We start from the raw sequence: 14,896 nt of genomic DNA, 5'->3' as shown, positions 1-14,896 counted from the left end.
TCGTTTGCGCCAACACGGTTGCGCCTTCAGGTTTTATCGATAATAAATCCACGGCAACGCAAGCTGCAGGAAGTTTTATAGATAAAATGATCATCCCTCATTCCGGCTGGACCCGAAAGTCTGCGCAAGCTGTTCATGACCTCCCGTTGATGGACCTTCTGTTCCGGGCACAGACTGTGCACCGCGAGAACTTTGATCCGAACAAGATCCAGACCTCTAAACTGCTGTCGATCAAAACCGGCGGGTGCGCCGAGGATTGCGCCTATTGCTCGCAATCGGCCCGCAACGGATCCACCCTGCCTGCATCGAAACTGATCGAGGTTCAGCGTGTCCTGGCAGAGGCCAAAAAGGCCCGTGACGGTGGCGCGACCCGGTTCTGCATGGGGGCCGCCTGGCGCGAGCCAAAGCCGCGCGATATGCCTGCGCTGGTCGCCATGGTGGAAGGCGTCAAGGCGATGGGCATGGAAACCTGCATGACGCTGGGAATGCTGGATGACACCCAGGTGGTTCAGCTGCGCGATGCCGGGTTGGATTATTACAACCACAATATCGACACGTCCGAACGCTACTATTCCGAAGTGATCACCACCCGTACTTTCTCGGACCGGATCGACACGATGAACCGGGTGCAGGAAGCCGGAATCAAGGTCTGCTCGGGTGGTATTCTGGGGATGGGTGAACATACCGGTGACCGTATCGACATGTTGCTGACTTTGGCCAACATGACCCCGCCGCCGGATTCGGTGCCGATCAACATGTTGATGCCACAAGCGGATACCCCGCTGGCTGATGCCGAACCGGTTGATCCGATCGACTTTGTGCGGATCATCGCGACCGCTCGCATTCTGATGCCCAAAGCCTATGTTCGGTTGTCCGCCGGTCGCAGTGACATGAGCGACGAGATGCAGGCGATGTGCTTCTTCGCCGGGGCAAATTCCATCTTTGTCGGTGAAACTCTTTTGACGGCGGAAAACCCCGAAGTAGACACCGACTCGATCCTGTTTGCGAAACTTGGCCTTCAGGCCGAAACGGCTGAAGAACACAACCGCACGGAAGCCGCCGAATGAAAGCAGTCGAACGACTGGAATCCATGCTCGATGCACTGGAAGCCCGGCACCGCCGTCGGGCTCTGATCCCGGCGCGGGGGCTGGATTTTGCGTCCAACGACTATTTGGGGTTGGCCGGGTCAAGCCTGTTGCAAGAGGCGGCACAGGCAGCGCTGGCGCGCGGCGTGCCCGTAGGCTCGGGCGGCTCGCGTCTGCTGCGGGGAAATCACCCGGAGCATGAGGCGCTGGAACATGAAGCAGCTGCGTTCTTTGGGGCCGAGGCCGCATTGTTTATGGGTGGAGGGTTTCAGGCAAATCAGGCAATCTTTTCCACGCTGCCAGCGGCCGGGGATCTGGTTTTGTATGACGAACTGGTTCACGCCAGCGCCCACGAGGGGATGCGTACCAGCCGAGCGGATCTGCGCGCCTTTCGTCACAACGACGCCGCGGATGCGCGCAACGTTTTGACCGAGTGGCGATCCGCTGGTGGACCGGGTCAGGTATGGATTGCTGTTGAAAGCGTCTATTCCATGGAAGGCGATCTGGCCCCGCTAAAGGACCTGTCATGTCTGGCGCGTGAAGCCGAAGCCGTTCTGATCGTGGATGAGGCGCACGCCACTGGCGTTTTCGGGGCAAATGGCAAAGGTCTGGCGCATGATCTGAACGTTGACCTTTTGACCCTGCATACCTGCGGCAAGGGGCTTGGAGTTTCCGGCGGGCTGATCTGTGGCCCGCGTGCGATGATCGATACCCTGATCAACCGCGCACGACCCTTTATCTTTGCAACGGCGCCGTCCCCTCTGAATGCTGCGCTGGTACGGGCTGTCCTGCGTGAACTGGCCGGGACTGACGATTTGGTCACTGCTGCACGCAAACGTCTGCGTCATGCACATGATGCGGCCCGTGAAACAGGGTTGCCTGGCACGGCCTTGAACAGCCAGATCATTCCCGTCGTTCTTGGGGATGAGGCCCGCACGATGGCGATGGCACAGGCTTTGCAACATCAGGGGTTCGACATTCGCGGCATTCGCCCGCCTACCGTTCCAAAAGGCACATCCCGTCTGCGTGTCTCGATCACCGGGAATGTCAGTCCAAAGGACATTTCGGCCCTGTTCGCAACCATCTCCAGCCATCAGTCGGAGGCCGCATGAGCGCTCTGGTCATTGTCGGAACCGACACCGGCGTCGGAAAAACAGTTTTTTCGGCTGGCCTGACGGCGGCCCTGAACGCCAGTTACTGGAAGCCGGTTCAATCGGGCCTCGAGGATGCAACGGACACGGAAACCGTCTGCACCTTGTCCGGCGTGGACGTGTTGCCCGAAGCGTATCGCCTGAACATGCCTGCCTCACCCCATCTTTCTGCGGAAGATATGGGCATTGAGATCGATCTGTCCCGGCTTGCGCTGCCGCACGTGGACGGGCCGCTGGTTGTTGAAGGGGCAGGGGGGCTGATGGTGCCTCTGAACCGCAAATCCTACTATCTGGATCTGATCGCCCAATGGCAGGCCCCGGTCGTTCTGGTCGCACGAACGGCGCTGGGAACGATCAACCACACCACGTTGTCCCTTATGGCGCTTCGAAGCGCTGGGTGCGAGGTGGTCGGCGTTGCCTTTGTCGGAAATCCGGAGCCTGACGTGGAGCAAACCATCGTCGAAATGAGCAAGGTTCGACATCTCGGACGCTTGCCATATCTTGGAGACCTGACTCAGCAAAGCTTGTCAGATGCGTTTTCGGCCATAGACGTGGCGACCATACGGAGGTTTCTGTGACCCCGCTGGAGTTTGACGCCCACCACCTTTGGCATCCCTATACCAACGTGGCCGATCCCGGTGCGATGCACCTGATTGACCGGGCCGAGGGGGTGTATCTCTATCGGGAGGACGGCGCAAAGATGATAGACGCCATGTCGTCATGGTGGTGCGCCATCCACGGCCACAAGCATCCCGAAATCACATCCGCCATGAAGTCCCAGCTGGAAAAGATGCCTCATGTGATGTTCGGGGGGCTGACACACCGTCCGGCCATAGACCTGGGGCGCAGGATGGTCGACATGTTGCCCGAGGGGCTGGATCGCATTTTCTATTGCGACAGTGGGTCTGTCTCGGTCGAAGTGTCGATGAAGATGGCGGTGCAGTACCAAATGGCCCATGGCCGCACCCGCAAATTCGAGTTTGCCACAATTCGGGGCGGCTATCACGGTGACACGTGGAAAGCGATGAGCGTCTGTGACCCGGTCACGGGTATGCACGGGCTGTTCCGAGGCGCTTTGTCGATCCAGCACTTCCTGCCGCGTCCCCAGGTTCGGTTGGGGGATGACTGGCCGGAAGACCCGGCGCTGAACGGGTTGGGGGCGCTGGAACGACTGTTGGCCGACAAGGGTGATCACCTCGCAGCCCTGATCCTTGAACCCGTGGTTCAAGGCGCCGGCGGCATGTATTTCTATCATCCCCAATGGCTGCGCGCGGCGCGCGCCATGTGCGATGCCCATGACGTGCTGATCATTTTCGATGAGATCGCAACCGGGTTTGGCCGAACCGGCAAGCTGTTTGCCACCGATCATGCGGGCATCACCCCGGATATAATGTGTCTGGGCAAGGCATTGACCGGGGGGCATATCTCGTTTGCTACTACCGTAACCAGCAAGCAGGTGGCGTATGGCATTGGCAACAGTGAGGCCGGAGTGTTCATGCACGGCCCGACCTATATGGCCAACCCTCTGGCCTGTGCCGCAGGATCGGCCAGCCTTGGTCTTCTTGCCGGGGGGAGCTGGCAACGCCAGGTCGCAGATATCGAAGACCAGATGCGGACCGAGCTGGAACCAGCACGCGGTTTGCCGGGCGTAGCAGACGTCAGGGTTCTCGGCGCCATTGGCGTTATCGAGATGAAGGAAACGGTTGATCCTTCTGTCGCTCACCGGCTGGCCCCTGAAACCGGAGTGTGGCTGCGCCCCTTTGCGCGCAACATCTATTGTATGCCGCCTTACATTGTTTCGCCTGATGAACTCAGCCGGATCACCAGCGCGATGGTCGCTTTGGCCGGGGGGCAGCAATGAAACACCGGTGGCTGGCGCAATCGGATGACAGCAGGCTGACTCTCGTCTTCGGGGGTTGGGCGCTGGGTGCTGCCCCGTTCCGCGGGCTGACCGGAGGCGGATCTGTTCTGCTGGTGGATGACTATACCGGGCTCGATGATCCCTTGCCCGATCTGGCCGGGTTTGACCACGTCGACATGCTTGCGTTTTCCTTCGGTGTCGCGTCCGCGGCCCATTGGCTGGCCAGCACTCATTTTCGCCCTGACCGGCTGGTTGCCGTCAGCGGTACGTTGCATCCTGCCTGCGCGGACCGGGGCATCGCGCCTGATATTGTCCGGGCCACGGCGGATCAGCTGTCATCGGCAAGTTTCATCAAGTTTTGCCGGCGCGCCGGACTGTCTGCTGACATACCTGAACTGGACATCGAGCGGGCACGGAAGGAACTTCACGCGGTCATCGAACGCGGATCGGCCCCTGATCCCGGTTTTGATCGGGTTTGGATATCAGACCGGGACCGGATCATTCCGACCAATGCTCAAAAGACGGCCTGGGCTGCAACCCCGGATGTGGTCAAGGGCGTCGCCGCTCCGCATGTACCTTTCCAACCGGGCCAAAGCTGGGCGGAGTGGCTGTCATGACGGCGCAATTGGCGGACAAGGTGCAGCGAAGCTTCAGCCGAAGCTTCCAGACTTACAACGATACAGCCAGCCAGCAGGCCTGGGTTGCCCGCAAGCTGGTTTCCGAGATGCGCCGGGTTGGCGCGCCGAACCGGTTTGATGTGGCGTTCGAGCTGGGATGCGGCACTGGCCATCTGACCCGGTTGCTGCGGCAGAACTTTGACCTTCCCGATCTTTACCTGAACGATATCGCGCCGCAGGCTCGGGCGACGGCAGATGCGGAAAACGCGGCTTTCATTGCCGGAGACGTCCGCCTGGTCGAATGGCCCGCAAAGCTGGATTTGGTCGCGTCGGCCTCGATGATCCAGTGGATGGAGAATCCGGCCGGTTTGCTGCAACAGGTTGCCGAAGCGCTTGAGCCCGGAGGGTGGCTGGCCATTTCCGGGTTTGGCCCATTGCAATATCAAGAGCTTGCGCAAATCGGATCGACAGCCCGTGCACCGGGCCTATGCCTGCCTGACACCCTTGCAGCCGCCATAGACGGGCCGTTCAAGATTCTGACGGTTGGCCAAAGCGTTCGGCCATCCTATTTTGACACGCCCAGAGAAGTGCTGAAACATTTGCGCAGTACAGGGGTAAATGGCCGGGCTCGGGGTGCATGGACCCGGTCCACCTTGGCCCGGTTCGAAGCTGACTACGTGCAGAAGTTCGGAACTGACGGCAGGGTTCCTCTGACTTACCACCCGGTGTGGGTCATTGCCGAAAAGCGTTAGGCGCTTATTCGGCGACGACAAGGTCGATTTCATTCGCCGACAGCATCTGGCAGATGTCCTCGGGCGGGTTCACATCGGTAAAGAACAGATTGATCTTGTCGGCAGGTTCCAATGTGACCGGCGCGCGTTTTCCCAGTTTTTCGCCATCGGCCACGACAATGCGAACCTGTGCGTTTTGAATGGCGACGCGGGCCAGGTTTGCTTCTTGCAAGTCGTGCAGCATAAAGCCCGGGTCCGCATTGACCGCCCCGACCGAAAGTACGGCGAAACGGACGTTCAAACGTTTGATCAGGTCCTGAGCTTCGACGCCAAATGCGCCCCCATCGTGCGACCGCAGCTCGCCACCTGCCATAAAGACCCGGTTGTTGTTTCTTGAAGCCAATGCCTGCGCCACAAAAACCGAGTTCGTCACCACAAAGAGATCCCTGTGGTTGCCAAGCGCCTGCGCCACATAAGCGGTAGTTGAACCGATATCGAGGAAAACGGAGTCCCCGTCACTGATGACCTCCGCAACCGCCTTCGCCAGCTTCTCTTTCGCGTCAACCTTCTTGTCCAGACGGCTTTGCAGCGACGGTTCCAGAATGTCTTCGAGAAGATGAACCCCGCCATGGACTTTGCGCACGATGCCGCGTTCTTCCAGATTGCGGACGTTTCGCCGAATGGTTTCAAGGCTGACCCCAAGTTCATTCGCCAGAACGCTTACCCGGCACGACCCGCCCGCGCGAAAAAGGGCGCGCAGGATTTCTTCTTCTCGTTGGTTTGTGGTCGGCAGGTTCATGTTTCGCGCTCTGATGGCATCGTCATAAGGGACGTTAAGCCATACCACAATACCCACATAAAGCAACGTAATACAAAAGGTTGGCCGTGGAAACCTGCTTAGATCAGGAAAAAATGTGGCTTTACGTGGTTTTTATTGACACAAAACCCCACGATGTGGTCGTCTGTACTCAATACCACCGATTCATCGAAAAAAATCACGACAGGGAGAAGGTGTTATGAATTGTAAAATGGGAATTTCCGCGCTGGCCCTCATGGCCGCCGGAGCCGCAACAACTGCCTGGGCCGTTGAGTCCTCGGACCCGATCAAACTGACGCTGCATGACTGGTCGGGGCAGTTGATCAATACCAAGATCATGGGTTCGATCCTGGAAGAGGCCGGATACAACGTTGAATATGTTCAGGCGGATTACATTGCTCAGTTCGCCGGTCTGAAAACGGGTGACCTGCATCTGGCGATGGAAATCTGGGAAACCACCGGGCGCGAGGCGCTGGACGAAGCAACCGGAACCGGCAAGGTCGTCAATGTCGGCGAAACCGGCCTGATGGCGATCGAAGAATGGTGGTACCCCAGTTACATGAAGGAACGGTGCCCGGGATTGCCGAACTGGGAAGCGTTGAAAGACTGCGCCGAGGAATTCGCAACGGCGGAAACTGCTCCGAACGGGCGTTATGTCGGCGGCCCGGTGACCTGGGGCGGCTTCGATGACGAGCGTGTCGAAGCTCTTGAACTGGATTTCGAAGTCGTCCATGCGGGTACCGACGCGGCCCTGTTTGCCGAGTTGGAATCCGCGTATCAAAGACAGGATCCGATTGTCTTGTGGGTCTACGTTCCACATTGGGCGCCGGCGAAATATGAAGGTGAGTTCGTAGAATTCCCGCCATTTACGCCGGAATGCTACAGTGACCCATCGGTTGGTGTGAACCCGCACATGGCCTATGATTGCGGCAAGCCGCGTGGCCCGATCTGGAAAGCCGCGTGGTCTGGCCTGCAAGAGAAATGGCCAGGCGCTTATGACATCATCGAAGCCTACAATATCAACAATGATGAAATGAGCGCCATGGTCGGCAAGGCCGATCTGGATGGCGTGGAAATCGACAGCGTTGTTGCAGAGTGGATGGAGACCAACAAAGACCGCTGGTCTGGCTGGATCTCGAAGTAATCCACTGGCCAGAGCGGGCCTGTCGCTCTCTCGGACCGCTCTGGCCTTTTTCGCGAATGAACCGGACCACCCTGATGCCCCCCAAGACCAAACTGTCGTGCCGAAATATCTGGAAACTCTACGGCCCCAACGCAGATCGGTTGCTGCGGACAACCCCCGAACCTACGGCAGAAGATATTCGCAAGGCAGGTGTGATCGGCGCAGTCCGCAACGCCAATATCGAGATCTCGGAAGGTGAGATTTTCGTCATCATGGGCCTGTCGGGGTCCGGCAAATCCACTCTGGTTCGATGCTTGTCCAGGTTGATCGAACCAACCGCCGGTGAAGTTCTGTTCGACGATGCTGACCTCTTGCGCGCCAGCGAGAATGAGCTGATCGAAATCAGGCGTCACAAGATGGGCATGGTGTTCCAGCATTTCGCGTTGCTGCCGCATCTGACCGTTTTGCAGAATGTGATGTTTCCGCTGACGATTCAGGCCACACCCAAACCCGAAGCTGACGCCAAGGCCCGCGAGGTCGTGGAACTGGTCGGTTTGAAGGGGCGCGAGGATTATTACCCGCGTGAGCTGTCCGGCGGCCAGCAGCAGCGCGTCGGCATTGCCCGTTCCTTGGTGACCGAGCCGGACCTTTGGTTCTTGGACGAGCCGTTCTCGGCCCTCGATCCGCTGATCCGGCGCGAGATGCAGGATGAATTCCTGCGGTTGCAGGAGCGGTTGCACAAGACCATCGTTTTCATCACCCATGACTTCGAAGAGGCCGTTCGCCTGGCCGACCGCATCGCCATCATGAAGGACGGAGAGGTGATCCAGATCGCCACGCCGGAACAGCTGGTGATGCACCCGGCCACCGGTTATGTGGCTGAATTCACGAAACATATCCCCCGCTCAAAGGTCCTGACCGTCGGCGGTGTCATGACCCCCGGCGCTGTGGGCGAGGGCAATCCGATCTTTCAATCCACGCGCATCTCGGACGTGGCGGAACGGATTATCGCGGCAGATGCGCCGATCCCCGTGGTGGATGCTGATGGCCAGCCCGTCGGAGCGATTGACCGCAAGGCCGTTGCGCATGTGCTGTTCGGCGGCGGAGACACGGCATGATCCGCCTGACCCGCAGCCAGATTGCCATTTTGGTGCTTGTTCTGATCACCATCGCACTTGGCTATTTCGGGCGTGATTTGAGCAAGGCGCTGGATGCGCGCTGGTTGACCAAGTTCCCCTCGGCCTGGGTGATCCCGTTCAAAACCTACATTTCCTTGGCGATGACATGGCTGATCGAGGATGCCGCCATCGGGCCGGTGTCCTTCACCGATGTCACCCGCGCCATCGCGTGGTTGATCGAGCAGCCCTACAATCTGGTATTGGCCCTGCTGGCCGACGGCTTTGTCAGCGGTCAGGGAAATGACGCGCAGGTCATCCTGCCTGCGATCAGCTGGATCGTGGTCATCACCGCCGTTGTCGCCTTGGGTCAATACTGCCGCGACTGGGGATTGGCCGCTCTGGTCGGGGCCTGCTTCGTCTATCTTGCAGTTTTCGGACAATGGGACAGCGCCATGGTAACGCTGGCCTCGGTCCTGATCGCGGTGCCGATTGGCGCGGGCGGAGGGTTGCTGTTGGGCATTCTCGCCTATCGCCATCCGCTTTTTGAAAAGATCATCTCACCAATACTGGACTTGATGCAGACGATCCCGATCTTTGCCTATCTGGTGCCGATCCTGTTCATGTTTGGCTTTGGTCCGATCTCTGCCTTGGTCGCGACGATCATCTATGCGACGCCACCGATGGTGCGGATCACCACGTTGGCACTGAAAGGTGTGGATCCCGAAATCCTGGATTTCGGACGCATGGCGGGCACGACCCGGCGGCAGTTGATGTGGCGCGTGCTTGTGCCCTCGGCCAGCCACAGCCTGATGGTGGGTGTCAATCAGGTGATCATGCTGACCCTGAACATGGTCATCATCGCCTCGATGATCGGGGCTGGGGGGCTGGGCTTTGACGTTCTCGCCGCACTACGCCGTCTGGACATTGGAGCAGGGTTCGAAGCCGGCATCGCCATCGTGGTACTGGCCATCGCCGTCGACCGTCTGAGCCAGGCCTTTGCCGAACGGATGGGCCAGGTGCATCATGAGGTCGCCGGCTCGTGGGTCGCGCGTCATCGCCGGACGGTTCTGGTTCTGGTTTTACTGGTGCTGACATGGGTACTGGGACAGTTCTCGCCTCTGTTGTTGGAATATCCTGAAAGCCAGACCATCACCACTGGCGCGTTCTGGGACAACACGGTCGAATACCTGAACGTCAACTATTTCGACACGTTCGAGGCGATCAAGGTTTTCTTCCTGACCTGGTTCATGATCCCGATCAAAACGGTTCTGCTGGGCATCCCGTGGCCGTGGGCCATCGCGATGCTGGCCCTGCTGGGCTGGCACGCTGGCGGTTGGCGGCTGGCGTTGCTGTGTGGTGGGATGGCCTCGCTGGTACTTGTGTCGGGCCTGTGGTCAAAGGCGATGGTGACAGTGTATCTGTGCGGTGCATCGGTCATTCTGGCAACGCTGATCGGGGTGCCTCTGGGTGTTCTGGCGGCGCTGAACAAACGCGCTGGAACGGCCATCAACCTGCTGATCGACACGCTGCAAACCCTTCCCAGCTTTGTTTATCTGATCCCTGTCGTCATGCTATTCAGGGTCGGCGATTTCACCGCGCTGATCGCCATCGTTCTTTATGCGCTGGCCCCGGCGGTCCGCTATGCTGCCCATGGCATACGGTCGGTTAGCGAAGAGCTGATCGAGGCCGGTCTGGTTTCGGGCTGCACCCGCAGGCAATTGCTGCGCCATATCCGTCTGCCGATGGCGTTGCCTGAGATCCTGCTGGGGATCAACCAGACCATCATGCTGGCGCTGTCCATGCTGGTCATCACCGCCCTCGTCGGCACCCGCGATCTGGGGCAGGAGGTCTATATCGCCCTGACCAAGGCCGATACCGGCCGCGGTCTGGTGGCCGGTCTGTCGATTGCCTTCATCGCCATCATCGCCGATCGGTTGATCAATGCCAGTGCCCGTCAGGCCCGCATCCGCTTTGGACTGGAGAGTTGATATGAGCCATCCCGACCTGATGACCCGCATCCGCGCTCTGCCGATCTGGCAGGGAGAGATCGAGGCCACTCCGCTGACCGGTGGCATCACCAATGTGAACTACAAGGTTACGGATAGCAGCGGGTCTTATGTGGTGCGTGTGGGCGACGACATCCCCTTGCATCAGGTGATGCGGTTCAATGAGCTGGCCGCCAGCAAGGCAGCCAATGCAGCGGGTCTGTCGCCTGCCGTGCTGCATTCCTCGGGCGATCTGACGGTGCTGGAGTTCATCGAAAGCCGCACCTTGACGGAAGAAGACGTCCGGCATCCGAACATGCTGCCCCGTGTTCTGGAATTGGTGGAAGCCTGTCATGTCGAAGTGCCGAAACACCTGCGCGGGCCGTCGCTGGTATTCTGGGTGTTCCATGTCATCCGGGACTATGCCGCAACGCTGACCGAGAATGACAGCGCCCATGCAAAGCTGATCCCCGATCTGATCGACGCAGGCTCGCTGCTGGAACGTGAGGCTGGGCCGTATGACATCGTATTCGGCCATAACGACCTGCTCTGCGGCAATTTTCTGGACGACGGCAACCGCCTTTGGCTGATCGATTTCGACTATGCCGGATTCAACTCGCCGCTTTTTGATCTGGGCGGGCTGGCGTCGAACAATGGCCTGTCGCCTGAACAGGAAGACTGGGTGCTTGAGACCTATTTCGAAGCCCCGGTCAACGACAACCTGCGCCACCGCTATACGGCGATGAAATGCGCTTCGCTGCTGCGGGAAACCATGTGGAGCATGGTGTCCGAGATCACCTCGGATATCGACTTTGATTACGCAGCCTACACAGCTGAAAACCTGGCGCGGTTCCGCGCAGCCCTTACCGATTTCAAAAATACCTGAGGACAGACATGACCGACCTTCCTACAACAGCCAAAGCCGTCATTGTCGGCGGCGGGATCATCGGCTGCTCGACCGCCTATCACTTGGCCAAGCTGGGCTGGACCGACACGGTGCTGCTGGAGCGCAAGAAACTGACCTCGGGCACCACCTTCCACGCCGCAGGGTTGGTGGGACAGTTGCGTTCGAACGCCAATATCACGCAATTGCTGGGTTATTCCGTCGATCTGTACAACAAGATCGAAGAGGAAACAGGGCTTGGTACTGGCTGGAAGATGAACGGCGGCTTGCGCCTTGCCTGCAACGAAGAGCGTTGGACCGAAGTCAAACGGCAGGCCACGACAGCGCATTCCTTTGGTCTGGACATGCAACTTCTGACCCCATCCGAGGCGCAGGAGCTGTGGCCCTTGATGGATGTCTCTGACGTGATCGGCGCGGCCTACCTGCCGACAGACGGTCAGGCCAACCCGTCAGATATCACGCAGGCATTGGCCAAGGGCGCCCGCATGGCCGGGGCGAAGATATTCGAAGATACCAAAGTCATCGATATCGAGATTGAAGATGGCAAAATTCGCGCGGTAATCACCGAACATGGTCGGATCGAGTGTGAAAAAGTGATCTGCTGCGCCGGGCAATGGTCCCGCACCTTTGCCAGCCGCTTTGGCGTCAACGTTCCTCTGGTTCCGATGGAGCACCAGTACATGGTGACAGAACCTTTCGACGTGCCCGGCAATCTGCCCACTCTGCGCGATCCCGACCGGCTGACCTACTACAAGGAAGAAGTCGGTGGTCTGGTTATGGGCGGCTATGAGCCGAACCCGATCCCCTGGGCCACCAAGGGTATTCCGCAAGGTCTCCACTATACCCTTCTCGACAGCAACTTCGATCATTTCGAACAGCTTATGGAGCTTGCGTTGGGTCGTGTGCCCGCGCTGGAGAACGCTGGCGTCAAGACGTTGACCAACGGGCCGGAAAGCTTCACGCCCGACGGCAATTTCATCATCGGCGAAGCGCCCGAGTTGAGAAACTTCTTCGTCGGTGCAGGCTTTAACGCCTTTGGCATCGCGGCTGGCGGTGGTGCGGGCATGGCGCTGGCGGAATGGGTGCACAAGGGTGAGCCGCCCTTCGATTTGTGGTCTGCCGATATCCGCCGCTTTGGCCGCCCGCATTTCGACACCGACTGGGTTCGCACCCGTACCGTTGAAGCATACGGTAAACACTACACGATGGCTTGGCCGCATGAGGAACATGACTCGGGCCGCCCCTGTCGCAAGTCGCCGCTTTATGACACGCTGAAAAAGCAGGGCGCGTGCTTTGGAGAGAAACTGGGCTGGGAACGTCCCAACTGGTACGCGGACGTGTCAAAGGGCGAGGTGGCCAAAGATGAATACAGCTTTGGCCGCCAGAACTGGTTCGATGCCGTAGGGCGCGAACACAAAGCAGCACGCGAAGCGGCGGTGTTGTTCGATCAGACATCCTTCGCCAAATTCGCCCTCAAGGGTCCCGATGCTTTGGCAGCGATGAACTGGATCTGCGCCAATGATGTGGACAAGCCGGTTGGCGCGCTGGTCTATACCCAAATGTTGAGCGACAAGGGCGGGATCGAGTGTGACCTGACCGTTGGGCGTGTGGCTCATGACGAGTTCTACATCGTCACCGGCACCGGCTATGCCACCCATGACTTCGACTGGATCAACCGCAGCATTCCCGAGGGTATGAATTGCCAGCTTTTCGATATCACTTCATCGAATGCAGTCCTGTCATTGATGGGACCAAAAGCGCGCGATGTTCTTGCGGCGGTGACGCGCGATGACGTCTCGAACAGCGGGTTCAAGTTTGGCACGATCCGTACCATCGGCATTGCGGGGTGCCCGGTCAAGGCGCTGCGTGTGACCTATGTTGGTGAATTGGGGTGGGAACTGCACCTGCCGGTGGAATATGCCCAAACGGTGTATGACGCCTTGATGGAGGCAGGGCGCCCGCATGGCTTGATAAATGCGGGATACAGGGCGATTGAATCGCTGCGCCTTGAAAAAGGGTATCGCGCCTGGGGCTCGGATATCGGGCCGGATCATACCCCGTTCGAAAGCGGCTTGGGCTGGGCCGTGAAACTTCGGAAGAATATTGATTTCAAAGGGCGTGCCGCCGCTGAGGCGCAAAAAACCGGCGGCGTAAAGAAGATGCTGGCATGTTTCACGGTTGAACCCGACGTTGTTCTTCTGGGGCGTGAAACGATCTATCGGAATGGCGAAAGGGTCGGATGGCTGACCTCGGGCGGCTATGGCTACACCGTCGGAAAGTCGATCGGCTACGGTTACATCCGAAACGCCAAGGGCGTCGACGCGGAATACGTCACGTCAGGGACATATGAATTGGATGTCGCCACTCAGAGGGTACCTTGCGAAGTAACACTGCAACCACTGTACGACCCGCAGATGAGCCGGGTGAAGATCTGACGCGAGCGAGCAAGAGATGATCAACCGACACACGCACAGCGATCGGAACACATGGGGAAAGCATACAAACACGGCAAATCCGCCCCGAATGTTCGGAAGTTCGTCGAATCTGGCTGTTTGCGACCTATAAGCCTTTGATAAAGTTCCAGTATTGTCACACCTCACGCCAATCTGAAGACTGAACCTCATGACGCCTCATTCAGCCTTCAGGGCATGCAACCCTTCATCCGCCGGAAATTGGATGACTTCAGCCGAAAGGACCGGAAATGGTAACCCCAGATGCGTTGACTGAGCACGCGATAAAGATTGCCGGTATTGCCTCGGAGTCCGCGATGCGGTTTTTCCGGGGATCTTTGGGCATTGAATTCAAGCAGGATGAAAGCCCGGTGACGCAGGCCGACAAGACAGTGGAGGCAGAAGTACGCACCTACTTGAAACAGCATTTTCCCGAGCACGGCATCTTTGGCGAAGAGCACGGGCAAGAAGCAGGCGACGGGCGTCATATGTGGGTGATTGACCCGATTGACGGAACCCGTTCGTTTCTGTCCGGTCATCCTTTGTTCGGGTTTCTTTTGGCGCACCTTGTGGATGGGCGCCCTCGGTTGGGGCTGGTCGGAATGCCGGCCTTGCATGAGACCTATTTGGGTGTGGTTGGTGACGGCGCCAGCCTGAACGGGCGACCGATAAAGGTGTCGCACACCACGCGTCTGGATCAATCGGTTTTGTATGTGAACGAAGGGGACAAGATTTATCGCGATCATCCTGACCTGTTCAGCCGGCTGATAAATGCAGGGCAGACGCGCCGATTTGCCTATGATTGTTACCCCCATGCCTTGCTTGCTTCGGGCCATGTCGATGCTGTGGTGGATTACGATCTGCAACCTTATGACTATCTGGCGCTCTCACCTCTGATCACGGCTGCTGGCGGCGTGATGACCGATTGGCAGGGGCGCGCTTTGACCCTCGATTCAGATGGCGCGGTCGTTTCCGCCGCAACCCCTGAACTGCACGCAGAACTGCTTGACCTCATCAATGTCGAGAAATGACGGTGTTGCGCGACCTTTGGAAA

13 protein-coding genes are annotated in these 14,896 nt (G+C 58.7%); 12 read left to right on the top strand and 1 reads right to left on the bottom strand.

The window, feature by feature from the left end:
* Positions 1–149: 149 nt before the first annotated feature.
* Genes bioB through NOR97_RS18720 form a run of 6 tightly spaced genes read left to right on the top strand, consistent with a single transcriptional unit; the run spans position 150 to position 5,466 of the window.
* Positions 150–1,067: a biotin synthase BioB gene (bioB, locus tag NOR97_RS18745; protein ID WP_374041629.1), complete on the top strand. Its 918-nt coding sequence runs from the start codon at positions 150–152 to the stop codon at positions 1,065–1,067.
* Positions 1,064–2,197, top strand: coding sequence for an 8-amino-7-oxononanoate synthase (locus tag NOR97_RS18740; protein WP_257601014.1), 1,134 nt, complete (start codon positions 1,064–1,066; stop codon positions 2,195–2,197). Before bioB ends, NOR97_RS18740 begins: the two co-directional genes overlap by 4 nt.
* Positions 2,194–2,814 carry a dethiobiotin synthase gene (gene bioD, locus NOR97_RS18735; RefSeq protein ID WP_257601013.1) on the top strand — a complete coding sequence of 207 codons (621 nt, stop codon included), beginning with the start codon at positions 2,194–2,196 and terminating at the stop codon, positions 2,812–2,814. The genes NOR97_RS18740 and bioD overlap by 4 nt, the downstream gene beginning before the upstream one ends.
* A complete protein-coding gene (gene bioA, locus NOR97_RS18730) occupies positions 2,811–4,097 on the top strand; it encodes an adenosylmethionine--8-amino-7-oxononanoate transaminase (protein ID WP_257601012.1) in 1,287 nt (428 codons plus the stop codon). The genes bioD and bioA overlap by 4 nt, the downstream gene beginning before the upstream one ends.
* A complete protein-coding gene (locus NOR97_RS18725) occupies positions 4,094–4,714 on the top strand; it encodes a DUF452 family protein (protein ID WP_257601011.1) in 621 nt (206 codons plus the stop codon). Before bioA ends, NOR97_RS18725 begins: the two co-directional genes overlap by 4 nt.
* Complete coding sequence (locus NOR97_RS18720) at positions 4,711–5,466, top strand: methyltransferase domain-containing protein (RefSeq protein ID WP_257601009.1); 756 nt, start codon at positions 4,711–4,713, stop codon at positions 5,464–5,466. The genes NOR97_RS18725 and NOR97_RS18720 overlap by 4 nt, the downstream gene beginning before the upstream one ends.
* A 4-nt stretch (positions 5,467–5,470) precedes the next feature.
* Here NOR97_RS18720 and NOR97_RS18715 read toward each other — a convergent pair whose 3' ends face one another.
* Positions 5,471–6,244: a DeoR/GlpR family DNA-binding transcription regulator gene (locus NOR97_RS18715; RefSeq protein ID WP_257601008.1), complete on the bottom strand. Its 774-nt coding sequence runs from the start codon at positions 6,242–6,244 to the stop codon at positions 5,471–5,473.
* A 229-nt stretch (positions 6,245–6,473) separates the two neighbouring features.
* Between NOR97_RS18715 and NOR97_RS18710 the strand changes: the two genes are divergently transcribed.
* The 6 genes from NOR97_RS18710 (at position 6,474) to NOR97_RS18685 (ending at position 14,873) form a co-directional block, all read left to right on the top strand.
* Complete coding sequence (locus tag NOR97_RS18710; protein WP_257601007.1) at positions 6,474–7,406, top strand: ABC transporter substrate-binding protein; 933 nt, start codon at positions 6,474–6,476, stop codon at positions 7,404–7,406.
* Positions 7,407–7,480: 74 nt separating this feature from the next.
* Positions 7,481–8,503: a glycine betaine/L-proline ABC transporter ATP-binding protein gene (locus tag NOR97_RS18705; protein ID WP_257601006.1), complete on the top strand. Its 1,023-nt coding sequence runs from the start codon at positions 7,481–7,483 to the stop codon at positions 8,501–8,503.
* Positions 8,500–10,491: a proline/glycine betaine ABC transporter permease gene (locus tag NOR97_RS18700; protein ID WP_170345320.1), complete on the top strand. Its 1,992-nt coding sequence runs from the start codon at positions 8,500–8,502 to the stop codon at positions 10,489–10,491. The genes NOR97_RS18705 and NOR97_RS18700 overlap by 4 nt, the downstream gene beginning before the upstream one ends.
* A gap of 1 nt (position 10,492) precedes the next feature.
* Complete coding sequence (locus NOR97_RS18695) at positions 10,493–11,374, top strand: choline/ethanolamine kinase family protein (RefSeq protein WP_257601005.1); 882 nt, start codon at positions 10,493–10,495, stop codon at positions 11,372–11,374.
* 8 nt (positions 11,375–11,382) lie between these two features.
* A complete protein-coding gene (locus NOR97_RS18690) occupies positions 11,383–13,827 on the top strand; it encodes an FAD-dependent oxidoreductase (RefSeq protein WP_257601004.1) in 2,445 nt (814 codons plus the stop codon).
* A gap of 266 nt (positions 13,828–14,093) precedes the next feature.
* Positions 14,094–14,873, top strand: coding sequence for an inositol monophosphatase family protein (locus NOR97_RS18685; RefSeq protein ID WP_257601003.1), 780 nt, complete (start codon positions 14,094–14,096; stop codon positions 14,871–14,873).
* Positions 14,874–14,896 lie beyond the last annotated feature (23 nt).

This window comes from Ruegeria sp. YS9 (assembly GCF_024628725.1).
In the GTDB taxonomy this organism is placed as follows: Bacteria; Pseudomonadota; Alphaproteobacteria; order Rhodobacterales; family Rhodobacteraceae; genus Ruegeria; species Ruegeria atlantica_C.
This window is presented reverse-complemented; position numbering and strand designations above follow the sequence as displayed.